General features: G+C 62.6%; 18 protein-coding genes and 3 rRNA genes. 15 read left to right on the top strand and 6 right to left on the bottom strand.

The window, feature by feature from the left end:
* Positions 1-25 precede the first annotated feature (25 nt).
* The 8 genes from B4U45_RS06385 to B4U45_RS06350 all read left to right on the top strand — a co-directional run bounded on the left by B4U45_RS06385 (position 26) and on the right by B4U45_RS06350 (position 7,132).
* Entirely contained in the window at positions 26-271 is a 246-nt protein-coding gene (locus B4U45_RS06385; protein WP_003406686.1) for a F0F1 ATP synthase subunit C, read from the top strand.
* Between the two features lie 10 nt (positions 272-281).
* Complete coding sequence (locus B4U45_RS06380) at positions 282-806, top strand: F0F1 ATP synthase subunit B (RefSeq protein ID WP_075547322.1); 525 nt, start codon at positions 282-284, stop codon at positions 804-806.
* Positions 807-812: 6 nt separating this feature from the next.
* Positions 813-2,153 carry a F0F1 ATP synthase subunit B/delta gene (locus B4U45_RS06375; protein WP_075547321.1) on the top strand — a complete coding sequence of 447 codons (1,341 nt, stop codon included), beginning with the start codon at positions 813-815 and terminating at the stop codon, positions 2,151-2,153.
* A gap of 62 nt (positions 2,154-2,215) precedes the next feature.
* Positions 2,216-3,877, top strand: coding sequence for a F0F1 ATP synthase subunit alpha (gene atpA / locus B4U45_RS06370; protein WP_023366233.1), 1,662 nt, complete (start codon positions 2,216-2,218; stop codon positions 3,875-3,877).
* Positions 3,878-3,883: 6 nt separating this feature from the next.
* A complete protein-coding gene (locus B4U45_RS06365; protein WP_075547320.1) occupies positions 3,884-4,801 on the top strand; it encodes a F0F1 ATP synthase subunit gamma in 918 nt (305 codons plus the stop codon).
* 29 nt (positions 4,802-4,830) lie between these two features.
* Positions 4,831-6,282 carry a F0F1 ATP synthase subunit beta gene (atpD, locus tag B4U45_RS06360; RefSeq protein ID WP_075547319.1) on the top strand — a complete coding sequence of 484 codons (1,452 nt, stop codon included), beginning with the start codon at positions 4,831-4,833 and terminating at the stop codon, positions 6,280-6,282.
* 33 nt (positions 6,283-6,315) lie between these two features.
* Positions 6,316-6,681, top strand: a complete 366-nt coding sequence (locus tag B4U45_RS06355; protein ID WP_099224923.1) for a F0F1 ATP synthase subunit epsilon — start codon at positions 6,316-6,318, stop codon at positions 6,679-6,681.
* Between the two features lie 7 nt (positions 6,682-6,688).
* The gene (locus B4U45_RS06350; protein WP_075547317.1) at positions 6,689-7,132 is read left to right on the top strand and encodes a DUF2550 domain-containing protein; all 444 of its coding nucleotides are present in this window, start codon (positions 6,689-6,691) and stop codon (positions 7,130-7,132) included.
* A gap of 91 nt (positions 7,133-7,223) precedes the next feature.
* Here the strand turns inward: B4U45_RS06350 and B4U45_RS06345 are convergent, their stop codons facing one another.
* Positions 7,224-7,826 (bottom strand): cob(I)yrinic acid a,c-diamide adenosyltransferase, encoded by a 603-nt coding sequence (locus B4U45_RS06345; RefSeq protein WP_075547316.1) that lies wholly within the window; start codon positions 7,824-7,826, stop codon positions 7,224-7,226.
* A 71-nt stretch (positions 7,827-7,897) separates the two neighbouring features.
* Between B4U45_RS06345 and murA the strand changes: the two genes are divergently transcribed.
* The 4 genes from murA (at position 7,898) to rrf (ending at position 14,545) form a co-directional block, all read left to right on the top strand.
* A complete protein-coding gene (murA, locus tag B4U45_RS06340; RefSeq protein ID WP_075547315.1) occupies positions 7,898-9,154 on the top strand; it encodes a UDP-N-acetylglucosamine 1-carboxyvinyltransferase in 1,257 nt (418 codons plus the stop codon).
* Positions 9,155-9,440: 286 nt separating this feature from the next.
* A 16S ribosomal RNA gene (locus B4U45_RS06335) occupies positions 9,441-10,969 on the top strand.
* 277 nt (positions 10,970-11,246) lie between these two features.
* Positions 11,247-14,350, top strand: a 23S ribosomal RNA gene (locus B4U45_RS06330).
* A gap of 81 nt (positions 14,351-14,431) precedes the next feature.
* A 5S ribosomal RNA gene (gene rrf, locus B4U45_RS06325) occupies positions 14,432-14,545 on the top strand.
* Together the 16S, 23S and 5S rRNA genes form the textbook arrangement of a ribosomal RNA operon.
* A 52-nt stretch (positions 14,546-14,597) precedes the next feature.
* Here rrf and B4U45_RS06320 read toward each other — a convergent pair.
* The 4 genes from B4U45_RS06320 to B4U45_RS06305 form a co-directional block, all read right to left on the bottom strand.
* On the bottom strand, positions 14,598-15,095 hold the full coding sequence (locus B4U45_RS06320) for a methylated-DNA--[protein]-cysteine S-methyltransferase (protein WP_075547314.1): 498 nt from the start codon (positions 15,093-15,095) through the stop codon (positions 14,598-14,600).
* A complete protein-coding gene (locus tag B4U45_RS06315; protein ID WP_219859350.1) occupies positions 15,092-16,609 on the bottom strand; it encodes a DNA-3-methyladenine glycosylase 2 family protein in 1,518 nt (505 codons plus the stop codon). Before B4U45_RS06315 ends, B4U45_RS06320 begins: the two co-directional genes overlap by 4 nt.
* Before the next feature lie 88 nt (positions 16,610-16,697).
* Complete coding sequence (locus B4U45_RS06310; protein ID WP_075547312.1) at positions 16,698-18,323, bottom strand: adenylate/guanylate cyclase domain-containing protein; 1,626 nt, start codon at positions 18,321-18,323, stop codon at positions 16,698-16,700.
* A gap of 233 nt (positions 18,324-18,556) precedes the next feature.
* Entirely contained in the window at positions 18,557-20,170 is a 1,614-nt protein-coding gene (locus B4U45_RS06305) for an adenylate/guanylate cyclase domain-containing protein (protein WP_219859349.1), read from the bottom strand.
* 284 nt (positions 20,171-20,454) lie between these two features.
* On the opposite strand from B4U45_RS06305, the gene nucS reads away from it, so the two are divergent.
* Positions 20,455-21,126, top strand: a complete 672-nt coding sequence (nucS, locus tag B4U45_RS06300; protein ID WP_075547340.1) for an endonuclease NucS — start codon at positions 20,455-20,457, stop codon at positions 21,124-21,126.
* 22 nt (positions 21,127-21,148) lie between these two features.
* Complete coding sequence (locus B4U45_RS28945) at positions 21,149-21,442, top strand: hypothetical protein (protein WP_082275424.1); 294 nt, start codon at positions 21,149-21,151, stop codon at positions 21,440-21,442.
* A gap of 9 nt (positions 21,443-21,451) precedes the next feature.
* On the opposite strand, the gene mce is transcribed toward B4U45_RS28945, so the two are convergent.
* Positions 21,452-21,913 (bottom strand): methylmalonyl-CoA epimerase, encoded by a 462-nt coding sequence (gene mce, locus B4U45_RS06295; RefSeq protein ID WP_075547310.1) that lies wholly within the window; start codon positions 21,911-21,913, stop codon positions 21,452-21,454.
* A gap of 82 nt (positions 21,914-21,995) precedes the next feature.
* On the opposite strand from mce, the gene B4U45_RS06290 reads away from it, so the two are divergent.
* Positions 21,996-23,189, top strand: a complete 1,194-nt coding sequence (locus B4U45_RS06290) for an acetyl-CoA C-acetyltransferase (protein ID WP_075547309.1) — start codon at positions 21,996-21,998, stop codon at positions 23,187-23,189.
* The last annotated feature ends 139 nt before the right edge of the window (positions 23,190-23,328 follow it).

Genomic DNA, 23,328 nt, shown 5'->3' with positions numbered 1-23,328 from the left:
CAGAGTCACCAAGGAGGATAAAGGAATGGACCCCACTATCGCTGCCGGCGCCCTCATCGGCGGTGGACTGATCATGGCCGGTGGCGCGATCGGCGCCGGTATCGGTGACGGCGTCGCCGGTAACGCGCTGATCTCCGGTGTTGCTCGTCAGCCCGAGGCGCAAGGACGGCTGTTCACCCCGTTCTTCATCACCGTCGGTCTGGTCGAGGCCGCTTACTTCATCAATCTGGCGTTCATGGCATTGTTCGTCTTCGCCACGCCTGTCAAGTAATTCGGCTGTGATGGGTGACCTGAACTCGATTGTTCTGGCCGCTGGCCAGGCAGCGTCGGGGGCGGAAGAAGGCGGCAAGAACCAAAACTTCCTCGTTCCCAACGGCACCTTTTTCTTCGTGCTGGCCATCTTCCTGGTGGTGCTCGGTGTCATCGGCACTTTCGTCGTGCCGCCGATCCTCAAGGTATTGCGGGAACGTGACGCCATGGTGGCCAAGACATTGGCCGACAGCAAGAAGGCGGCCGAGCAGTTTGCCGCCGCCCAGGCCGATTACGAAGAGGCCATGAGGAAAGCCCGAGTCCAGGCGTCGTCCTACCGCGACAATGCGCGGGCCGAGGGTCGTAAGGCCGTCGAAGACGCGCGCGCCCGCGCCGAACAAGAAGTGGCATCGACGTTGCAAACGGCCAACGAGCAACTCAAGCGCGAGAGGGACGCCGTGGAACTGGATCTACGCGCCAATGTGGGAACGATGTCGGCGACGCTGGCCAGTCGGATCCTGGGCGTCGACGTCACCACCTCGGCCGCGACGAGGTAGTCGATAATGTCGACATTCATCGGACAGCTGGTCGGGTTCGCGGCCATCGTGTTTCTGGTGTGGCGTTATGTTGTGCCGCCCGTGCGGCGCCTGATGACTGCCCGGCAGCAGACCGTGCGCCAGCAGTTGGCTGATTCGGCCGCCGCGGCTGACCGGCTGACCGAGTCGACGACGGCGCACAGCAAAGCAGTGGAAGCCGCCACCGCGGAGGCCGAACGGGTGGTCGAAGAGGCCAAGACGGACGCCACGCGGATCACCGAGCAAATGCGGGCCCAGGCCGAGGTCGAGGCCGAACGGATCAAGGTCCAGGGCGCTCGTCAGGTCGAGTTGCTCCGCACCCAGCTGACCCGTCAACTGCGCCTGGAGCTCGGCCACGAATCCGTGCGCCAAGCAAGGGAGCTGGTTCGCAGCTACGTTGCCGAGCCGGCCCAGCGGTCGGCTACGGTCGACCGCTTCCTGGACGAGCTCGACGCTATGGCGCCGGCGGCGGCCGAAGTCGAATACCCGGTCGCGGCAAAGATGCGATCGGCCAGCCGACGGGCGCTGCAAAGCCTGGTCGACAAATTCGGCACGCTCGCCAAGGGGCTCGACAACGATGGGTTGTCAACCCTCGCCGACGAGCTGGTGTCGGTTGCCATGTTGCTGGATCGGGAAATCGTCGTCCTTCGCTACCTCACCGTGCCGGCCGAAGACGCGACACCCAGGGTCCGGCTGCTGGAGCGGCTGGTCTCCGGCAAGGTCGGCAATGCCGCACTCGAGGTGTTGCGGGCAGCTGTTTCGGAGCGGTGGTCGGCGAACTCCGATTTGATCGACGCCATCGAGCACGTGTCGCGGCAAGCCCTGTTGGAAATCGCCGAACGCGAGGGTCAGGTCGACGAAGTCGAAGACCAATTGTTCCGGTTCTCGCGCATCCTCGACGCCCAGCCCCGACTATCCATCTTGCTCGGCGATTACTCCGCTGCTCCCGAAGGCCGTATCCGGTTGTTGCACAACGTACTCGACCGCGCGGGCAGCAGTGTGAATCCGATCGCGCTCTCGTTGCTGTCCCAGACGGTTGAACTCTTGAGGGGTCAGCCGGCCGAAGACGCGGTACTGCTGCTCGCCGAAGTTGCGGTGGCTCGGCGCGGTGAAGTCGTCGCGCAAGTCAGTGCGGCGGCCGCCCTCACCGACCCGCAGCGCAACCGGGTCACCGACGTGCTGAGCCGCATCTACGGCCACCCGGTCACCGTGCAGCTGCAAATCGACCCGGAACTGCTCGGCGGCCTGTCCATTGCGGTCGGTGATGAGGTGATTGACGGTACGCTCTCGTCTCGTTTGGCCGCAGCCGAGGCTCAGCTACCCGACTAAAGACGAAGCCCGACCGAAACCCGAACTAGTCAGCACAATCCGAAGTAGGAAGACGAAAAGCCATGGCCGAGTTGACAATCTCCGCTGATGACATTCAGAGCGCGATCGAAGAGTACGTGGGCTCCTTCACCTCGGACACCGCCCGCGAGGAGGTCGGCACCGTGGTGGATGCCGGCGACGGTATCGCACACGTCGAAGGTTTGCCCTCGGTGATGACGCAAGAGCTGCTCGAGTTCCCGGGCGGCGTCCTCGGCGTGGCCCTCAACCTCGACGAACACAGCGTCGGCGCGGTGATCCTCGGTGACTTCGAAAACATCGAGGAAGGCCAACAGGTCAAGCGCACCGGCGAAGTTCTCTCGGTCCCGGTTGGCGACGCGTTTCTCGGTCGCGTGGTCAATCCCCTTGGTCAGCCGATCGACGGGCGCGGCGACATCGACGCCGAGACGCGGCGGGCGCTGGAGCTTCAGGCCCCGTCTGTGGTGCAGCGGCAAAGTGTCAAGGAGCCGCTGCAGACCGGTATCAAGGCCATCGACGCGATGACCCCGATCGGCCGGGGCCAACGGCAGCTGATCATCGGCGACCGCAAGACCGGCAAGACCGCGGTGTGCGTCGACACCATCCTCAACCAGCGGGAGAACTGGGAGAGCGGTGACGAGAAGAAGCAGGTGCGCTGCGTCTATGTGGCCATCGGGCAGAAGGGCACCACCATCGCCTCTGTCCGGCGCGCGCTGGAAGAGGGTGGGGCCATGGATTACACCACCATCGTCGCAGCACCGGCGTCGGATTCGGCCGGCTTCAAATGGCTTGCGCCCTATACGGGTTCGGCCATCGCGCAGCACTGGATGTACGACGGCAAGCACGTGCTGATCGTCTTCGACGACCTGACCAAGCAGGCCGAGGCGTACCGGGCGATCTCGTTGCTGCTGCGGCGCCCGCCCGGCCGCGAGGCCTATCCGGGTGACGTGTTCTACCTGCATTCGCGGCTGCTGGAGCGCTGCGCGAAACTGTCCGACGACCTCGGCGGCGGCTCGCTGACCGGTCTGCCGATCATCGAGACCAAGGCCAACGACATTTCGGCCTACATCCCGACGAACGTCATCTCGATCACCGACGGGCAGTGCTTCCTGGAGACCGACCTGTTCAACCAGGGTGTCCGGCCGGCCATCAACGTCGGTGTGTCGGTGTCGCGCGTCGGCGGCGCCGCCCAGATTAAGGCGATGAAAGAAGTGGCCGGTTCGTTGCGGCTGGACCTTTCGCAGTACCGCGAGTTGGAAGCGTTTGCTGCTTTTGCCTCGGACCTGGACGCCACCTCGAAGGCGCAGCTGGACCGTGGCGCCCGCCTGGTCGAGCTGCTCAAGCAGCCGCAGTACCAGCCGATGCCGGTGGAGGAGCAGGTCGTCTCGATCTTCCTGGGCACGGGAGGTCACCTGGACTCGGTTCCGGTCGAAGACGTTCGCCGCTTCGAAACCGAACTGCTCGACCACATTCGGGCCTCCGAAGAGAAGCTGTTGAGCACTATCCGCGACACCCAGAAGCTGACCGAGGAGACCGAGAAGGCGCTGACCGACGTCATCAACCACTTCAAGAAGGGTTTCGCGCCCTCAGGTGGCGGATCGGTGGTGCCCGACGAGCATGTCGAGGCTCTCGATGAGGAAAAGCTCGGCAAGGAAGCGGTGGAAGTCCACAAACCGGCGCCAAAGAAAGAAAAGAAAGAGAAGAAGTAGCAACCAATGGCTGCCACACTTCGTGAACTTCGGGGGCGGATCCGCTCGGCCGGCTCGATCAAGAAGATCACCAAGGCCCAGGAGCTGATCGCAACGTCGCGGATTGCCAGGGCACAGGCCCGGCTCGGGTCCGCCCGGCCCTACGCCGAGCAGATCACGCAGATGCTCACCACCTTGGCCGCGGACGCCGCGCTCGACCATCCGCTACTCGTCGAGCGCCCCGAGCCGAAGCGAGCCGGCGTGTTGGTGGTGTCCTCCGACCGAGGTCTGTGTGGCGCGTACAACGCCAACGTCTTCCGTCGTTCCGAGGAGCTGTTCTCCCTGCTGAGGGAGGAAGGCAAGCAGCCGGTTCTCTACGTCGTCGGCCGTAAAGCGTTGGCCTACTACACGTTTCGGCACTGGGATATCACCGAGTCGTGGACGGGATTCTCCGAGCAACCCAAGTACGAAAATGCCGCGGAGATCGCGTCGACCTTGGTCGAGGCGTTCATGATGGGCACTGGCAATGGCGAAGACCAGCAGACCGACAACGATCAAGGCGTCGATGAACTGCATATCGTCTTCACCGAGTTCAAGTCGATGTTGTCGCAGTCGACCGAGGCCCGCCGGATGGCCCCGATGGTGGTCGAATACGTCGAGGAAGAGCCCACCCCGCGCACCCTTTACTCGTTCGAACCGGACGCGACGACACTGTTCGAGTCGCTGCTGCCGCGATACCTCACCACTCGGGTGTATGCCGCGCTGTTGGAATCCGCGGCATCGGAGTTGGCATCGCGGCAACGAGCGATGAAGTCGGCCACCGACAACGCCGATGACCTGATCAAGGCCCTGACGCTGATGGCGAACCGCGAGCGGCAGGCCCAAATCACCCAGGAGATCAGCGAAATCGTCGGTGGCGCAAACGCGCTCGCTGACGCCCGCTAGGTAGCCCCCACGAGGAAGCGAAGAAAGAAATGACTGCAACAGCCGAAAAGACTGACAAGCCGGAGCGTTCAGAGACCAGCGGCCGCGTGGTGCGGGTCACCGGCCCCGTCGTCGACGTCGAGTTTCCGCGCGGCTCGATCCCGGAGCTGTTCAACGCTCTCCATGCCGAGATCGACTTCGAGTCACTCGCCAAGACGCTGACGTTGGAGGTGGCCCAGCACCTCGGCGACAATTTGGTGCGTACCATCTCGCTGCAGCCCACCGACGGGCTGGTCCGCGGCGTCGAGGTGACCGATACCGGCAAGCCGATCTCGGTGCCGGTTGGTGAGGCGGTAAAGGGCCACGTCTTCAACGCGCTGGGAAACTGTCTGGACGAGCCCGGCTACGGAGAAGACTTCGAGCACTGGTCAATTCACCGCAAGCCGCCGGCATTTGAGGACCTCGAGCCCCGGACCGAAATGCTCGAGACCGGTCTGAAGGTTGTCGACCTGCTGACCCCGTACGTGCGTGGTGGCAAGATCGCCCTGTTCGGCGGCGCCGGTGTCGGCAAGACGGTGCTGATTCAGGAGATGATCAACCGCATCGCCCGCAACTTCGGTGGTACGTCGGTCTTCGCCGGTGTCGGGGAGCGTACCCGCGAGGGCAACGACCTGTGGGTCGAGCTTCAGGAAGCCAACGTGCTGAAGGACACCGCTCTGGTTTTCGGCCAGATGGATGAGCCGCCCGGCACCCGTATGCGGGTCGCGCTGTCCGCGTTGACCATGGCGGAGTGGTTCCGCGACGAGGCCGGCCAGGACGTGCTGTTGTTCATCGACAACATCTTCCGGTTCACCCAGGCCGGTTCGGAGGTCTCCACGCTGCTGGGCCGGATGCCGTCAGCGGTGGGATACCAACCGACGCTGGCCGACGAGATGGGTGAACTGCAGGAGCGCATCACGTCCACGCGGGGGCGTTCCATTACGTCGATGCAGGCTGTCTACGTGCCGGCCGACGACTACACCGACCCGGCGCCGGCGACGACGTTCGCCCACCTGGACGCCACCACCGAGCTGTCGCGTGCGGTGTTCTCCAAAGGCATCTTCCCGGCGGTCGACCCGCTGGCGTCGAGCTCCACCATCCTGGACCCCGGCGTCGTCGGTGACGAGCACTACCGGGTTGCTCAGGAGGTCATTCGAATCCTGCAGCGCTACAAGGACCTTCAGGACATCATCGCCATCCTGGGTATCGACGAGCTGTCCGAAGAGGACAAGCAGCTGGTGGGACGGGCGCGGCGGATCGAACGCTTCCTCTCGCAGAACATGATGGCGGCCGAGCAATTCACCGGTCAACCGGGTTCGACGGTCCCGGTGAAGGAAACCATCGAAGCGTTCGACCGGTTGACCAAGGGCGAATTCGACCACGTTCCCGAGCAGGCCTTCTTCCTGATCGGTGGCCTCGACGACTTGGCGAAGAAGGCGGAAAGCCTCGGTGCAAAGCTGTAACGAGCATCCGACCGAGCCGAAAGGTGGTGTGCCATGGCGGAATTGAACGTTGAATTCGTTGCCGTCGACCGCAAGATCTGGTCCGGCAAGGCAACATTCCTTTTCACCCGCACCACCGTCGGTGAGATCGGCATCTTGCCGAATCACATTCCGCTGGTGGCCCAGCTGGTCGAGGACGCAATGGTTCGTCTGGAGCGAGAGGACGACAAGGATCTGCGCGTCGCCGTTGACGGCGGGTTCATGTCGGTAACCGAAGACGGAGTCACCATTCTCGCCGAATCCGCGGCATTCGAGTCGGAGATCGACGAGAGCGCAGCCAAACAGGACGCCGAGTCCGAGGATCCCCGGATCGCCGCCAAGGGGCGTGCGAGATTGCGCGCTATCGGCGCGATCGACTGACACGTCGATGAGCGTGCCCATGGTCGGCATGGTCGTGCTCGTTGTCCTGTTGGGCGTTGCCGTGCTGGCCCTGAGCTATCGGCTGTGGAAGCTACGCCGTGGCGGTACCGCGGGAATCATGCGAGATATCCCCGCGGTCGGAGGTCACGGTTGGCATCACGGCGTGATCCGCTACCGTGGTGCCGAAGCCGCCTTCTACCGGCTGTCCAGCCTGCGCTTGTGGCCGGATCGCCGGCTCAGTAGGCGAGGTGTCGAGATCGTGGCCCGGCGGGCGCCGCGCGGCGACGAGTTCGACATCATGACCGACGAGATCGTCGTTCTGGAATTGCGTGACACGACCCAGGATCGCAGGTCGGGGTACGAGATCGCGTTGGACAAGGGGGCGTTGACCGCGTTCCTGTCGTGGCTGGAGTCGCGCCCTTCGCCGCGCGCACGACGTCGCAGTATCTAGCCTCGTCATCCTCGAAAGTTCAAGCGCCCGAAGAGATCTGCCGGTATCCACGACGGCCGCGAGGGCGGGCCACTGGAATAGCTGTGCTGCCTTACTTCTCGGGCTTGTCTTCTCCGAAGCCACCGCCCGGCCGCCACATCAGGTCACCTCCCGGGTTGGCCACCCGGGACAGGATGAAGAGCAGATCAGAAAGCCGGTTCAGATACTTCGCCGGTAAGACGCTGACTCCTTCCTGATGGGCGCTAACGGCGGCCCATGCCGACCGCTCGGCTCGCCGCACCACCGTCCGGGCGACGTGCAGCAGGGCCGACAGCGGCGAACCGCCAGGAAGCACAAAGGAATTCAGTGCTGGCAGGGCCTCGTTGTATGTGTCGCACCATTCTTCGAGCCGGTCGATATAGGTCTGGGTGATCCGCAGCGGGTGGTGCGCGGAGTCTTCCGCCGGCTCTCTCAAGGGGGTGGACAGATCCGCGCCGACGTCGAACAGATCGTTTTGGATCTGCCGCAGCACGTCGGTCAGCTGGCGATCCGGGTTTCCCAGTGCCACGGCGACACCGAGCGCGGAGTTGGCCTCGTCGCAATCGGCGTACGCCACCAGGCGAGCGTCGGTTTTCGGGACCCGTGAGAAATCGCTCAACCCGGTGGTACCGTCGTCGCCGGTTCGGGTATAGATGCGGGTCAGGTGCACAGCCATAGGAGAAACGGTACCGGGCTCACTTAGTTGGCCGACTGACAAGCCGATAGCGCTTCACTAGACTGACCCGGGTGGCGGAGCGATTCATGGTGACTGGTGGTAACCGGTTGTCAGGCGAAGTCGCCGTCGGAGGCGCGAAAAACAGCGTTCTCAAGCTTATGGCCGCGACGCTGCTGGCCGAAGGCACCAGCACAATCACCAACTGCCCGGACATCCTCGATGTACCGCTGATGGCGGAAGTACTGCGAGGGCTGGGTGCCACCGTCGAGCTCGACGGCGACGTCGCGCGTATCACCTCACCAGACGAACCGAAGTACGACGCCGACTTCGCCGCGGTGCGCCAGTTTCGGGCCTCGGTCTGCGTGCTGGGACCCTTGGTCGGGCGATGCAAACGGGCCAAGGTCGCTCTCCCCGGCGGCGATGCGATCGGTTCGAGGCCGCTAGATATGCATCAGGCAGGTCTTCGGCAACTGGGTGCGCGCTGCAATATCGAGCACGGGTGCGTGGTGGCCCAGGCAGAAACCTTGCGCGGTGCGGAGATTCAGCTGGAGTTTCCCTCGGTGGGAGCTACCGAGAATATCTTGATGGCCGCCGTATTGGCCGAAGGTGTGACCACCATTCACAACGCGGCTCGTGAACCCGACGTGGTCGATCTGTGCACGATGCTGAATCAGATGGGCGCGCAGGTGGAAGGTGCCGGTTCGCCGACGATGACCATCACCGGCGTCCCGCGGCTGTACCCCACCGAGCATCGGGTGATCGGGGACCGCATCGTCGCTGCCACCTGGGGTATCGCCGCGGCCATGACACGTGGCGACATCACCGTGACGGGCGTCGACCCGTCACACCTCCAACTAGTACTGCACAAATTGCACGACGCGGGCGCCACCGTCACCCAGACCGATGACAGCTTCCGCATCGTGCAGTACGAGCGCCCCAAGGCCGTCAACGTTGCGACCTTGCCGTTCCCCGGTTTTCCGACCGACCTGCAGCCGATGGCGATCGCGTTGGCATCGATCGCCGACGGTACCTCGATGATTACCGAGAACGTGTTCGAGGCGAGGTTCCGGTTCGTCGAAGAGATGATCCGGCTGGGGGCTGACGCGCGCACCGACGGTCACCACGCAGTCGTGCGCGGCCTGCCACAACTATCCAGTGCGCCCGTCTGGTGCTCAGACATCCGGGCGGGGGCTGGCCTGGTCCTGGCCGGGCTGGTCGCAGATGGCGACACCGAGGTTCACGATGTATTCCACATCGACCGCGGCTATCCGTTGTTCGTCGAGAACCTGGTCAGTCTCGGCGCCGAGGTCGAGAGGGTATGCTCTTAGATGCGCCCGGCGGACCCGGTCATCTTCTCAAAGTTGGCCGGAACCGGGGCTTGACCAAGTCGCCAGAATAGTATTAAGCTGGCAGGGTTGCCCCGAAGCGGGCGAAAACAAGCGAGCGTGTTGTTTGAGAACTCAATAGTGTGTTTGGTGTAATTGTTTGTTGTTGTTTTTTTCGACTACGCCGTTCACTCCCCGTGTGGGGCGTAGTCGTATATTCAGATGCCAGTTATTGGCGTCTTGTCAGGTATCTCTGATTGTAAATTCGCCTCGTTGATCGAGGGGTTTTTGTTTGGAGAGTTTGATCCTGGCTCAGGACGAACGCTGGCGGCGTGCTTAACACATGCAAGTCGAACGGAAAGGCCCTTCGGGGTACTCGAGTGGCGAACGGGTGAGTAACACGTGGGCAATCTGCCCTGCACACCGGGATAAGCCTGGGAAACTGGGTCTAATACCGGATAGGACCACTTGGCGCATGCCTTGTGGTGGAAAGCTTTTGCGGTGTGGGATGGGCCCGCGGCCTATCAGCTTGTTGGTGGGGTGACGGCCTACCAAGGCGACGACGGGTAGCCGGCCTGAGAGGGTGTCCGGCCACACTGGGACTGAGATACGGCCCAGACTCCTACGGGAGGCAGCAGTGGGGAATATTGCACAATGGGCGCAAGCCTGATGCAGCGACGCCGCGTGGGGGATGACGGCCTTCGGGTTGTAAACCTCTTTCACCATCGACGAAGGTCCGGGTTGTCTCGGATTGACGGTAGGTGGAGAAGAAGCACCGGCCAACTACGTGCCAGCAGCCGCGGTAATACGTAGGGTGCGAGCGTTGTCCGGAATTACTGGGCGTAAAGAGCTCGTAGGTGGTTTGTCGCGTTGTTCGTGAAATCTCACGGCTTAACTGTGAGCGTGCGGGCGATACGGGCAGACTAGAGTACTGCAGGGGAGACTGGAATTCCTGGTGTAGCGGTGGAATGCGCAGATATCAGGAGGAACACCGGTGGCGAAGGCGGGTCTCTGGGCAGTAACTGACGCTGAGGAGCGAAAGCGTGGGGAGCGAACAGGATTAGATACCCTGGTAGTCCACGCCGTAAACGGTGGGTACTAGGTGTGGGTTTCCTTCCTTGGGATCCGTGCCGTAGCTAACGCATTAAGTACCCCGCCTGGGGAGTACGGCCGCAAGGCTAAAACTCAAAGGAATTGACGGGGGCCCGCACAAGCGGCGGAGCATGTGGATTAATTCGATGCAACGCGAAGAACCTTACCTGGGTTTGACATGCACAGGACGCGTCTAGAGATAGGCGTTCCCTTGTGGCCTGTGTGCAGGTGGTGCATGGCTGTCGTCAGCTCGTGTCGTGAGATGTTGGGTTAAGTCCCGCAACGAGCGCAACCCTTGTCTCATGTTGCCAGCGGGTAATGCCGGGGACTCGTGAGAGACTGCCGGGGTCAACTCGGAGGAAGGTGGGGATGACGTCAAGTCATCATGCCCCTTATGTCCAGGGCTTCACACATGCTACAATGGCCGGTACAAAGGGCTGCGATGCCGCGAGGTTAAGCGAATCCTTTTAAAGCCGGTCTCAGTTCGGATCGGGGTCTGCAACTCGACCCCGTGAAGTCGGAGTCGCTAGTAATCGCAGATCAGCAACGCTGCGGTGAATACGTTCCCGGGCCTTGTACACACCGCCCGTCACGTCATGAAAGTCGGTAACACCCGAAGCCAGTGGCCTAACCCTCGGGAGGGAGCTGTCGAAGGTGGGATCGGCGATTGGGACGAAGTCGTAACAAGGTAGCCGTACCGGAAGGTGCGGCTGGATCACCTCCTTTCTAAGGAGCACCACGAGAAGCACTCCAACTGGTGGGGTGCAAGCCGTGAGGGGTTCTCGTCTGTAGTGGACGAGAGCCGGGTGCGCGACAACGAACGAGCCAGACACACTATTGGGTCCTGAGGCAACACTCGGGCTTGGCCAGAGCTGTTGTCCCACCATCTTGGTGGTGGGGTGTGGTGTTTGAGAATTGGATAGTGGTTGCGAGCATCAAATGGATGCGTTGCCCCTACGGGTGGCGTGTTCTTTTGTGCAATTTTATTCTTTGGTTTTTGTGTTTGTAAGTGTCTAAGGGCGCATGGTGGATGCCTTGGCATCGAGAGCCGATGAAGGACGTGGGAGGCTGCGATAAGCCTCGGGGAGCTGTCAACCGAGCGTGGATCCGAGGATTTCCGAATGGGGAAACCCAGCACGAGTGATGTCGTGTTACCCGCATCTGAATATATAGGGTGTGGGAGGGAACGCGGGGAAGTGAAACATCTCAGTACCCGTAGGAGAAGAAAACAAAAGTGATTCCGTAAGTAGTGGCGAGCGAACGCGGAACATGGCTAAACCGCACGCATGGGTAACCGGGTAGGGGGTGTGTGTGCGGGGTTGTGGGATCGATATGTCTCAGCTCTACCCAGCTGAGGGGCAGTCAGAAAGTGTCGTGGTTAACGGAAGTGGCCTGGGATGGTCTGCCGTAGACGGTGAGAGCCCGGTACGTGAAAACCCGGCACCTGCCTTGTATCAATTCCCGAGTAGCAGCGGGCCCGTGGAATCTGCTGTGAATCTGCCGGGACCACCCGGTAAGCCTAAATACTCCTCGATGACCGATAGCGGATTAGTACCGTGAGGGAATGGTGAAAAGTACCCCGGGAGGGGAGTGAAAGAGTACCTGAAACCGTGTGCCTACAATCCGTCAGAGCCCCTTTGTGGGGTGATGGCGTGCCTTTTGAAGAATGAGCCTGCGAGTCAGGGACATGTCGCGAGGTTAACCCGAGCGGGGTAGCCGCAGCGAAAGCGAGTCTGAATAGGGCGTATCACGCGTGAGCGTGTGTAGTGGCGTGTTCTGGACCCGAAGCGGAGTGATCTACCCATGGCCAGGGTGAAGCGCGGGTAAGACCGCGTGGAGGCCCGAACCCACTTAGGTTGAAGACTGAGGGGATGAGCTGTGGGTAGGGGTGAAAGGCCAATCAAACTCCGTGATAGCTGGTTCTCCCCGAAATGCATTTAGGTGCAGCGTTGCGTGTTTCACCACGGAGGTAGAGCTACTGGATGGCCGATGGGCCCCACTAGGTTACTGACGTCAGCCAAACTCCGAATGCCGTGGTGTATAGCGTGGCAGTGAGACGGCGGGGGATAAGCTCCGTACGTCGAAAGGGAAACAGCCCAGATCGCCGGCTAAGGCCCCAAAGCGTGTGCTAAGTGGGAAAGGATGTGCAGTCGCAGAGACAACCAGGAGGTTGGCTTAGAAGCAGCCACCCTTGAAAGAGTGCGTAATAGCTCACTGGTCAAGTGATTGTGCGCCGATAATGTAGCGGGGCTCAAGCACACCGCCGAAGCCGCGACAACCGCGAGGTTGGGTAGGGGAGCGTCCCTCATTCAGCGAAGCCGCCGGGTGACCGGTGGTGGAGGATGGGGGAGTGAGAATGCAGGCATGAGTAGCGATAAGGCAAGTGAGAACCTTGCCCGCCGAAAGACCAAGGGTTCCTGGGCCAGGCCAGTCCGCCCAGGGTGAGTCGGGACCTAAGGCGAGGCCGACAGGCGTAGTCGATGGACAACGGGTTGATATTCCCGTACCCGTGTGTGGGCGCCCGTGATGAATCAGCGGTACTAACCACCCAAAACCGGATCGATCACTCCCCTTCGGGGGCGTGGAGGTCTGGGGCTGCGTGGAGCCTTCGCTGGTAGTAGTCAAGCGATGGGGTGACGCAGGAAGGCAGCCGTACCAGTCAGTGGTAATACTGGGGCAAGCCAGTAGGGAGAGCGATAGGCAAATCCGTCGCTCATAATCCTGAGAGGTGACGCATAGCCGATTGAGGCGAATTCGGTGATCCTCTGCTGCCAAGAAAAGCCTCTAGCGAGCACATACACGGCCCGTACCCCAAACCGACACAGGTGGTCAGGTAGAGAATACCAAGGCGTACGAGATAACTATGGTTAAGGAACTCGGCAAAATGCCCCCGTAACTTCGGGAGAAGGGGGACCGAAATACCGTGAACACCCTTGCGGTGGGAGCGGGATTCGGTCGCAGAAACCAGTGAGAAGCGACTGTTTACTAAAAACACAGGTCCGTGCGAAGTCGCAAGACGATGTATACGGACTGACGCCTGCCCGGTGCTGGAAGGTTAAGAGGACCCGTTAACCGCAAGGTGAAGCGGAGAATTTAAGCCCCAGTAAACGGCGGTGGTAACTATAACCATCCTAAGGTAGCGAAATTCCTTGTCGGGTAAGTTCCGACCTGCACGAATGGCGTAACGACTTCTCAACTGTCTCAACCATAGACTCGGCGAAATTGCACTACGAGTAAAGATGCTCGTTACGCGCGGCAGGACGAAAAGACCCCGGGACCTTCACTACAACTTGGTATTGGTGTTCGGTACGGTTTGTGTAGGATAGGTGGGAGACTGTGAAACCTCAACGCCAGTTGGGGCGGAGTCGTTGTTGAAATACCACTCTGATCGTATTGGACACCTAACGTCGAACCCTGAATCGGGTTCACGGACAGTGCCTGGCGGGTAGTTTAACTGGGGCGGTTGCCTCCTAAAATGTAACGGAGGCGCCCAAAGGTTCCCTCAACCTGGACGGCAATCAGGTGACGAGTGTAAGTGCACAAGGGAGCTTGACTGCGAGACCTACAAGTCAAGCAGGGACGAAAGTCGGGACTAGTGATCCGGCACCTCTGAGTGGAAGGGGTGTCGCTCAACGGATAAAAGGTACCCCGGGGATAACAGGCTGATCTTCCCCAAGAGTCCATATCGACGGGATGGTTTGGCACCTCGATGTCGGCTCGTCGCATCCTGGGGCTGGAGCAGGTCCCAAGGGTTGGGCTGTTCGCCCATTAAAGCGGCACGCGAGCTGGGTTTAGAACGTCGTGAGACAGTTCGGTCTCTATCCGCCGCGCGCGTCAGAAGCTTGAGGAAACCTGTCCCTAGTACGAGAGGACCGGGACGGACGAACCTCTAGTGCACCAGTTGTCCCACCAGGGGCACCGCTGGATAGCTACGTTCGGACAGGATAACCGCTGAAAGCATCTAAGCGGGAAACCTTCTCCAAGATCAGGCTTCTCACCCACTTGGTGGGATAAGGCCCCCCGCAGAACACGGGTTCGATAGGTCAGACCTGGAAGCTCAGCAATGGGTGAAGGGAACTGGCACTAACCGGCCGAAAACTTACCAACACACAAGATTCGCAACCACTTTCCACGCTCACGGTGTCAGCCGTGGGTCCACACCCCCCACCAACACAATTTACATAGAGTTACGGCGGCCACAGCGATAGGGAAACGCCCGGTCCCATCCCGAACCCGGAAGCTAAGCCTGTCAGCGCCGATGATACTGCCCTTCTCGGGTGGAAAAGTAGGACACCGCCGAACATACAAAAACACCCCCGGTCTCGGGGGTGTTTTTGCATTCACGAGATTCGTGTCAGTCGAACAAACTCAAATTGACCGACACACGTTTCTTCTCCAACTCGAGCAATGTTTGCTTTCGGTCAAGCCCGCCCCCGTACCCGGTGAGCTTTCCGGTGGCCCCGATGACCCGATGGCACGGGACGATGATGGCGATGGGATTCCGGCCGTTGGCTAAGCCGACGGCACGCGCCGCGCCCGGGGCACCGATCTGTTGCGCGATTTCTCCATAGGATCGAGTTTCCCCGTAGGGAATCGTCAGCAATGCCTTCCATACCCGCTGCTGGAATTCTGTGCCACGCAGGTCCAGGTCGACATCGAAATCGCGGAGGCCACCGGCAAAATAGGCGTCAAGCTGTTCGACCGCGGCTGGAAAGGCACATTGATTCGGTGACCAACCGGATCGGTTCGGCTCATGGGTTTGATCGACCATCCGCAGGTTGGTCAATACGGCGCCGCGCCCGGCCAAGGTCAACGGTCCGATCGGACTGTGGATGGTGCGGTAATGAATCATGCGACTTCCTTGGGAGGTTTTAGTGGCCAACGGTTTACCGGGTGCTTGAGTGTGGTCCATAAATGCTGTGTGGCATACGACCGCCAGGGCCTCCACCGGGCGCTTCGCTCGGAAAGAGCGCGCCCTTGTTCGGGCAGGCCCAGTTGCCTGACAGCCAACCGAACACCGAGGTCACCGACAGGAAATGCGTCCGGGTCACCCAGGCCGCGCATCGCGACGACCTCGGCCGTCCACGGGCCAACGCCCGGCACGGCCAGCAACTGGTTGCGCGCTTCCGTCCAGTCGCAACCGGCGTCCAGGCTGATCCTCCCGTCAGCAAGGCCGCAGACGAGCGCGCTGAGGGTGCGTCGACGCGCCCTGGGGACGGCCAGATGGACGGGGTCGATCTGCGACAACTGCTCCACCGACGGGAAGGTGTGGGTCAGGGCGCCCGCTGCATCGTGCACCGGTTGCCCGTAGGCGGCCACGAGTCGGCCCGCGTGGGTCCGCGCGGCGTTGGTCGAAACCTGTTGAGCCAGCACCGCCCGCACGGCGAGTTCAGCCTCATCGACGGTACGCGGAATCCGCTGTCCGGGTGCTTTGGCGACCGCTGGGGCCAACGCCGGGTCACCGCTGAGTGCCTCGACCACCGCCTCGGGATCGGCGTCAAGGTCCAGCAGTCGACGGCACCGTGCGGTGGCGGCCGCGAGGTCGCGGAAGTCGTCGAGCACCAGCAGACAGCGAACATGATCGGGTGCCGGTGTGAGGGTGACCAGGCCGCTGCCCAAGGAAAGGCGCAGCGTGCGTCGGTAGGCGCCATCGCGGACCTCTTCGCAGCCGGGGACCGCGCCGGCGGCCAGATGACCGAAGACGCCCTCGTACGCGAATGGTGTGCGGACCGGCAGGCGCAGGGAAATCGCACCTGGGCCACCCTGGTGCACAGTGGTCCCGGATTCGGCGGATCCCATCCGGCTGGCAGCACGCTTGCGCAGCGCCGTCGGCGTGCTGTCGCAGACCAGGCGCACAGTGTCGTTGAATTGCCGGATGCTGGAAAACCCGGCCGCAAAAGCCACCTCACTGAACGGCAGATCGGTGGTCTCGATCAGCACCCGGGCCGTCTGCATCCGTTGTGCGCGGGCCAGTGCCAGCGGGCCGGCGCCCACCTCCGCCCGCAGCAGGCGCTGCAGCTGACGGGTGGTGTAACCGAGACGTGCGGACAGTCCAGTGACGCCTTCGCGGTCCACCGTGCCGTCACCGATCAGCCGCATTGCCCGGGCCACCACATCACCGCGGATGTTCCATTCCGGGGAACCGGGAGACGCGTCAGGACGGCACCGTTTGCAGGCCCGGAAGCCCTCCTGTTGGGCCGCCGCCGCGGTCGGCAGGAACCGCACATTGCGCGCGAACGGCGGCCGTACCGGGCAACTGGGCCGGCAGTAGATCCGGGTCGTCAAGACCGCGATCACGAACCAGCCGTCGAACCGGGCGTCCTTAGCCTGGACCGCTCGGTAGCAACGTTCGAAATCGTCGTGCACAGTTCGACAATTACACCTGATCACCGACATGGCTGGCGGGAAAGCGACATCGTAGTGGGCACAGTCGGGCCGGGCGAGTGGCCGGAGCTCACTTCCCCGGCTTGGCCGGCTCCACGGGCGATGCCAGTCGAGTCGGCTGCTTGTGCCCACGAAGCTTCACGTGCCTGCCCAACGTCCAATGGGCACGCTCACTTTCGCTCGCTGCCTCGACGGTTTGCGCCGAAGCCAGTAACTTGCCCGGGCGTGATTTCGCGCGTTCGCACAGTCGGGCGGCTTCGTTCACCGGTTCGCCGATCACGGTGTATTCGAACCGCTCCTTGGAGCCCACGTTGCCGGCCACCACCTGTCCGGACGCCACCCCGATGCCTGCCTGGCACTCCCGCATTTCCTCGGCCAGCCGCTCAGCCATGGTCCGCGCGCAGGCCAACGCCTGGTCTTCGGGTCGGTCGAGATAGTTGGGGGCACCGAAGATGGCCAGCGAGGCGTCGCCCTCGAACTTGTTGACCAGTCCGCAATGGCGATCGACCTCTTCGACCACGATTGCGAAGAAGCGGTTGAGCAACTGCACGACCTCGGCCGGGGGTTGGCTGGTCACCAACTTGGTCGAGCCGATGATGTCAAGGAACACCACTGCGACATGGCGTTCCTCCCCGCCCAGTTTCGGCCGCTCCCGCTCGGCGGCAAGCGCGACCTCACGTCCGACATGGCGGCCGAACAGATCGCGCACCCGCTCGCGCTCCCGCAAGCCGTCGACCATCGCGTTGAAACCACGCTGCAGCTCACCGAGCTCGGTTCCGTCGAACACCACCAGGTCGCCTCGGAGATCCCCTCGTTCCACGCGCTGCAGTGCCGCGCGGACCACGCGTACCGGTGTCGCCGTGAGCCAGGCCAAGATCCACATCAGGACAAACCCGAAGACCAATGTTGCCATCGACACGATGAGCACACCGACCGCGAACTGGGTCGGCGTGAGATTCCGCATCTCGATCTGGAAGATCGCGATCAGGGCAATGCCGACGATGGGAACACCCGATCCCAGCAGCCAGACCATCATGGTTCGCCCCATGATTCCCGAGGCCAGTCGTCGGGGCGGCGGTCCCGCCTCGAGGGCCTGGGCTGCGACCGGACGCAATGCGAACTCGGTGAGCAGGTAGCTCCCGGTAGCGACCAGGAGGCCGCAAATGGTCACCGCGAAGAGGAAGCGGGGGATGAATACGGTGTTGGCCATGCCGTAAAGCGTCGTCAGCAGCGCCGCGCCGACTCCCCAGAGGATCAGGTCGACGATGGCGACCCGCCAGGGAGTCAGGAAGGTGTTGCGCTCGTCGGCGTGCGTTGGTGGGCGTTCCTCGATTGCCCAGCGCAGCGCGATCACCGTTCGTCGGGTGATCCAATACGCTCCGAGCGCCAAGGCGACCACGATGTAGGCCGGCACAACGGCGAACGACACCCATAACGGGGCATCGGAAAAGACACTCGGCTCGGGAATCGCGACCGTGACCAACAGGATGGAGACCGCTATCCCGATCAGGTTTGCCGCCACCACCATCACCGTCAAGATGACCTGGATGCGGATCCGCCGGCGCCGTTGGTCCTCCGATACCCGGCCGAGCAGCCAGGAGCCGTAGGCGGGGGTCTCTGATAGCCGGCCGCTCTGACGGGTCACCGTCTCAAGTACCCGGCCCAAACGTTGCGCCATACCTTCCTCGGCCACCATTGTGGCGTCAGTCTAATCTCGCATCTTTCGCGTGGCTGACCTGCGGCCCCGAGTCGGTTTGGGCCGGTCCGGACGCCGGCAAGGTGTCGACCTGCGGCCGTAGGCATTTCGGTTCTCGGCGATTCATGTGGTGATCGGGTGCGGCGTCGATCTCGAAGCTCCGAATCCGGCCTACAAATCCGGCAGTGCCGGCAGTGGCGGTTTGCGGCTGGGGGCGCTCCAGTCCGGTCTTGTTACCCGGCTTGTACCGGCGACGCGAGCTGGGGGTGCTGGTCGTGCCCGCGAAGTGTCACGACCTCGCCCAGCGACCACAGGGAACTCTCGTGTTCGGTTGCGCCCCGCACCGTGTCGGCGGTAGCCAGCAATTGACCCGGGTGTGATTTGGCCAGTTCGCAAAGCCGGGCCGCCTGGTTGACCGGCTCGCCGATCACCGTGTATTCGAACCGTTCGTTGGCGCCGACATTGCCGGCGACCACTTGTCCGGATGCCACGCCGATGCCCGCCGGGCACTCGGGCACTTCCTTGGCCAGTCGTTTGGCAATGGCCCGTGCGGCGGCCAGCGCCTGGTCTTCGGGTCGGTCAAGGTGATTGGGGGCGCCGAAGATGGCAAGCGACGCGTCGCCCTGGAATTTGTTGACCAAGCCGCGATGGCGATCGATCTCGTCGATGACGACTGCGAAAAACCGATTCAGCAACTGCACGACGTCGGCGGGAGGCTGGCTAGTCACCAACTTGGTCGAGCCGACGATATCGATGAACACCACGGCGACGTGACGCTCTTCACCGCCAAGTTTCGGCGGCTGGCGTTCGGCGGCGAGGGCGACCTCGCGGCCGACCTGCCGGCCGAAGAGGTCACGCACCCGCTCGCGTTCGCGCAGGCCATGGACCATCGCGTTGAATCCACGCTGCAGCTCGCCGAGTTCGGTGGCGTCGAACACCACCAGATCGCCAGCCAAGTCGCCCTGCTCCACGCGCTTGAGCGCCGCGCGCACCACGCCCACTGGTGCTGCTGTCATCCAGGCAAGCATCCACATCAGAACGAACCCGAAGACCATAACGGGCGTCCACAGGATCAGAACTGAAATTATGTATTCGTCGTTCTCGAGCTCCCAAAACGTATTCTCGAACAGCGCGGTGAGGGCAATACCGGTATTGGGTAGGCCCGAACAGAGCAGCCATACCACCATGGTGCGACCCATAATGCCTGACACCAGGGATCGCGTCGTTGGTCCTACTTCGAGCGCCCGGGCGGCCACCGGTCGCAGCGCAAATTCGGATAGCAAATAGCTGCTGGTGGCCACGAGAACGCCGACGACGCTCATCGAAAACAGGAACCGCGGGATAAACGCTGGGTTGGCCATGCCGTAGAGGGTGGTCCACAACGCCATCCCGAATCCCCATACGAAAAGAACCGCCAACGACACCCGCGCCGGGATCCGGAACATATCGCGTGCCTCGTCTGGGGTGGGTCTGCGTTCCTCGATTGCCCATCGCAATGCGCGAGTTGTTTGCCGGGTAAGCCACAGTGCGCCCAGCACCACAGCGAGCACGTTGTAGGTGGGGACCAGCCCGAAGGACAGCCAATGCGGTGCGTCGAAGATAACGCTCGGTTTCGGAAAGGCAACCGTCAGCAGCAGGGCCGCGATGGTGACCCCGACCAATTGGGCGGCCAGAATGGTGACACTCATCATCACCTGGATACGTATCCGCTGACGTTGCTGGCTTTCCGATGCTCGTCCGAGAAGCCGGGACCCGTAAGCAGGGGTTTCTGACGGCCAGCGGTACCAGCGGGTCACCTTATCAAGCACCCGATCCAAGCGCTGCGCCACGGCCTTCTGGGACGACATTGTGGCAACAGCCTAAGTTGTGGGACCGGCTCTAACTGAATTCTTTTGTCCCGCAGGTCAGGATCGAATTGTCTGAGGTTCGCTGCGGACCTGCAGAAGAGGCGTTTCGCCGGCAGTGCAACCCGAAAACGCCAGCTGCGAGATCGCGACGGCGCTCGACCATCGCAATCCAGGACGGACCCCTCCAACCCGGCGACACCGGCCGGACAAGTCGCATCTTCGAAAACAGCATCCACACAGGCCAATCCGTGACCCAATGCCAGGCCGAGGCTAAGGTAATTTCGATGCGTCTCGTCATTGCCCAATGCACGGTCGATTATGTCGGCCGGCTTACCGCGCACCTGCCTTCCGCGCGCCGGTTGCTGTTGTTCAAGGCCGACGGGTCGGTCAGCGTGCACGCCGACGACCGCGCCTACAAACCGTTGAACTGGATGAGTCCGCCCTGCTGGCTGACCGAGGAGACCGGCACGGAATCGCCGGTGTGGGTGGTCACCAACAAATCCGGAGAACAGTTGCGTATCACCGTCGAGGAGATCGAGCACGACTCGAGCCATGAGCTGGGCGCCGACCCGGGACTGGTGAAGGACGGCGTGGAGGCCCACCTGCAGGCGTTGCTCGCCGAACACGTTCACATCCTGGGTGAGGGGTACACGCTGATCCGTCGCGAGTACATGACCGCGATCGGGCCGGTCGACCTGCTGTGCCGCGACGAGCGCGGGGGCTGTGTCGCGGTGGAGATCAAGCGGCGGGGCGAGATCGACGGAGTCGAGCAGCTCACCCGTTATCTCGAGTTGCTCAATCGCGACAGCGTGCTCGCGCCGGTCAGGGGAGTGTTCGCCGCTCAACATATCAAGCCGCAGGCCCGCACCTTGGCCACCGACCGCGGCATCCGCTGCCTCACACTGGATTACGACCAGATGCGCGGCATGGACAGCGACGAGTACCGGCTGTTCTGAGGGTCACGGCTAAACTTGCGGGGTGGCCCGGCGCCGTAAACCGCCAAACCGGCAGTGGCCGGTCACGCCATCGCCGATGCCGCGCCGGGTCGAGACCGGGCCGGATGGCTACTTGTACGAAGTCCGGGCGATCGCGGCGGCACGAGCGGTCAAGACTTATCGATGTCCCGGGTGTGATCACGAAATCCGTACCGGGACTTCACATGTGGTGGTGTGGCCGGCTGATCGATCGGAAGCTATCGAGGAGCGGCGGCACTGGCATACCCCTTGCTGGGCCAGCCGGGGGACTCGTGGCCCAACCCGAAAGTGGTCGTAGCTGCGGCTCTTAGCGAGCCGGCTCGACCAATTCGATCAGCACGCCGCCAGCGTCCTTGGGATGGATGAAGTTGATTCGGGAATTCGCCGTGCCACGCCGGGGAGCCTCGTAGACGAGACGGACACCCTGCGAGCGCAGCCGCTGGCTCAGGGCGTCGAGATCAGCTACCCGACAAGCGAACTGCTGGATGCCGGGCCCGCGCTTGTCCAGAAACTTTGCGATCACCGATGAGTCGTCGACCGGGGCCATCAATTGGATCTGCGCCGCCCGTGGCTCGCCCGGGACGGCAAGCATCGCCTCGCGGATCCCCTGGTCGTCGTTGACCTCCTCGTGAACGAGGATCATGCCGAGGTGGTCGTGGTACCACTCGATCGCCGCGTCCAGGTCGGCGACGGCGATGCCGACGTGATCGAGCCCGGTCACCAGTGAGGTGGCCACAACCTGACGGGCGTCAACTTGATCGGTGGTCATAACACAACGGTAACCTCATGGAGAAGAATCTGCTTCTCCGGGTTGGCTGGATCGGCCGTTCCCATGCTCATAGGAGGTAGTCATGACGACGTCGGTGATCGTTGCTGGAGCCCGGACACCGATCGGCAAGCTGATGGGATCGCTGAAGGATTTCAGCGCCAGTGACCTGGGCGCCATCGCCATCAGGGGCGCCTTGGAAAAGGCCTTCCCGGGTGTGGAAAACCCGGCGTCTCTGGTCGAGTACGTGATCATGGGCCAGGTGCTCACCGCGGGCGCAGGACAGATGCCTGCACGGCAGGCGGCGGTCGCGGCGGGGATCGGCTGGGAGGTGCCCTCGTTGACCATCAACAAGATGTGTTTGTCGGGCATCGACGCCATCGCGCTGGCTGACCAGCTGATCCGGGCCGGAGAATTCGACGTGGTGGTTGCCGGGGGCCAGGAGTCCATGACGAAGGCGCCGCATCTGCTGATGGATAGCCGGGCCGGCTACAAGTACGGCGACGTCACCGTCTTGGACCACATGGCCTACGACGGGCTGCACGACGTGTTCACCGACCAGCCGATGGGCGCGCTCACCGAACAACGCAACGACGTCGACAAGTTCACCCGGCAGCAGCAGGACGAGTACGCGGCTCAGTCGCACCAGAAAGCGGCCGCTGCATGGAAGGACGGCGTGTTCGCCGACGAAGTGGTGCCGGTGAGCATTCCGCAGCGCAAAGGTGATCCGCTGCAGTTCAGCGAAGACGAGGGCATCCGGGCCAACACGACCGCCGATTCCTTGGCCGGCCTCAAGCCGGCGTTTCGCAAGGACGGCACCATCACCGCCGGCTCGGCGTCGCAGATCTCCGACGGCGCCTGCGCGGTCGTGGTGATGAGCAAAGAAAAGGCCCGCGAGCTGGGACTTTCGTGGCTGGTCGAGATCGGTGCGCATGGAGTCGTGGCGGGCCCGGATTCGACACTGCAGTCGCAGCCGGCCAACGCGATCAAGAAGGCGCTCAAGCGTGAGGGCATCGCGGCGGACCAGCTCGATGTCATCGAGATCAACGAGGCATTCGCCGCGGTCGCGCTGGCCTCGACGAGGGAACTGGGGGTGGATCCCGAGAAGGTCAATGTCAACGGTGGAGCGATCGCCGTCGGCCATCCCATCGGGATGTCGGGAGCACGCATCACGTTGCACGTGGCGCTCGAGTTGGCCCGCCGCGGCTCGGGTTACGGGGTTGCGGCCCTGTGCGGCGCGGGAGGCCAGGGCGACGCGTTGATCTTGCGGGCCGGCTAGGGCCAGCAGCCGTGGTGCGACGTTGCTGGGATCGGCCCGTCCGGTGCTGATGTGATTTTCGTCATATCCGCTCCCCACGGCTGTTGCCCCGGGTTTCCAGCGGCTATTTCCGTCAACATGTGACGTTCGGCGCCACCGG

It is taken from the genome of Mycobacterium persicum, assembly GCF_002086915.1.
Classification (GTDB): Bacteria; Actinomycetota; Actinomycetes; order Mycobacteriales; family Mycobacteriaceae; genus Mycobacterium; species Mycobacterium persicum.
The sequence above is the reverse complement of the archived record's forward strand: the minus strand, read 5'-3'. Positions and strand labels throughout refer to the sequence as shown.

Coding starts and splice junctions, on each gene's coding strand:
- B4U45_RS06385 (WP_003406686.1), top strand. CDS start 26: ATGGACCCCACTATCGCTGCCGGCGCCCTCATCGGCGGTGGACTGATC.
- B4U45_RS06380 (WP_075547322.1), top strand. CDS start 282: ATGGGTGACCTGAACTCGATTGTTCTGGCCGCTGGCCAGGCAGCGTCG.
- B4U45_RS06375 (WP_075547321.1), top strand. CDS start 813: ATGTCGACATTCATCGGACAGCTGGTCGGGTTCGCGGCCATCGTGTTT.
- atpA (WP_023366233.1), top strand. CDS start 2,216: ATGGCCGAGTTGACAATCTCCGCTGATGACATTCAGAGCGCGATCGAA.
- B4U45_RS06365 (WP_075547320.1), top strand. CDS start 3,884: ATGGCTGCCACACTTCGTGAACTTCGGGGGCGGATCCGCTCGGCCGGC.
- atpD (WP_075547319.1), top strand. CDS start 4,831: ATGACTGCAACAGCCGAAAAGACTGACAAGCCGGAGCGTTCAGAGACC.
- B4U45_RS06355 (WP_099224923.1), top strand. CDS start 6,316: ATGGCGGAATTGAACGTTGAATTCGTTGCCGTCGACCGCAAGATCTGG.
- B4U45_RS06350 (WP_075547317.1), top strand. CDS start 6,689: ATGAGCGTGCCCATGGTCGGCATGGTCGTGCTCGTTGTCCTGTTGGGC.
- B4U45_RS06345 (WP_075547316.1), bottom strand. CDS start 7,826: ATGGCTGTGCACCTGACCCGCATCTATACCCGAACCGGCGACGACGGT.
- B4U45_RS06320 (WP_075547314.1), bottom strand. CDS start 15,095: ATGATTCATTACCGCACCATCCACAGTCCGATCGGACCGTTGACCTTG.
- B4U45_RS06310 (WP_075547312.1), bottom strand. CDS start 18,323: ATGGTGGCCGAGGAAGGTATGGCGCAACGTTTGGGCCGGGTACTTGAG.
- B4U45_RS06305 (WP_219859349.1), bottom strand. CDS start 20,170: ATGTCGTCCCAGAAGGCCGTGGCGCAGCGCTTGGATCGGGTGCTTGAT.
- nucS (WP_075547340.1), top strand. CDS start 20,455: ATGCGTCTCGTCATTGCCCAATGCACGGTCGATTATGTCGGCCGGCTT.
- mce (WP_075547310.1), bottom strand. CDS start 21,913: ATGACCACCGATCAAGTTGACGCCCGTCAGGTTGTGGCCACCTCACTG.
- B4U45_RS06290 (WP_075547309.1), top strand. CDS start 21,996: ATGACGACGTCGGTGATCGTTGCTGGAGCCCGGACACCGATCGGCAAG.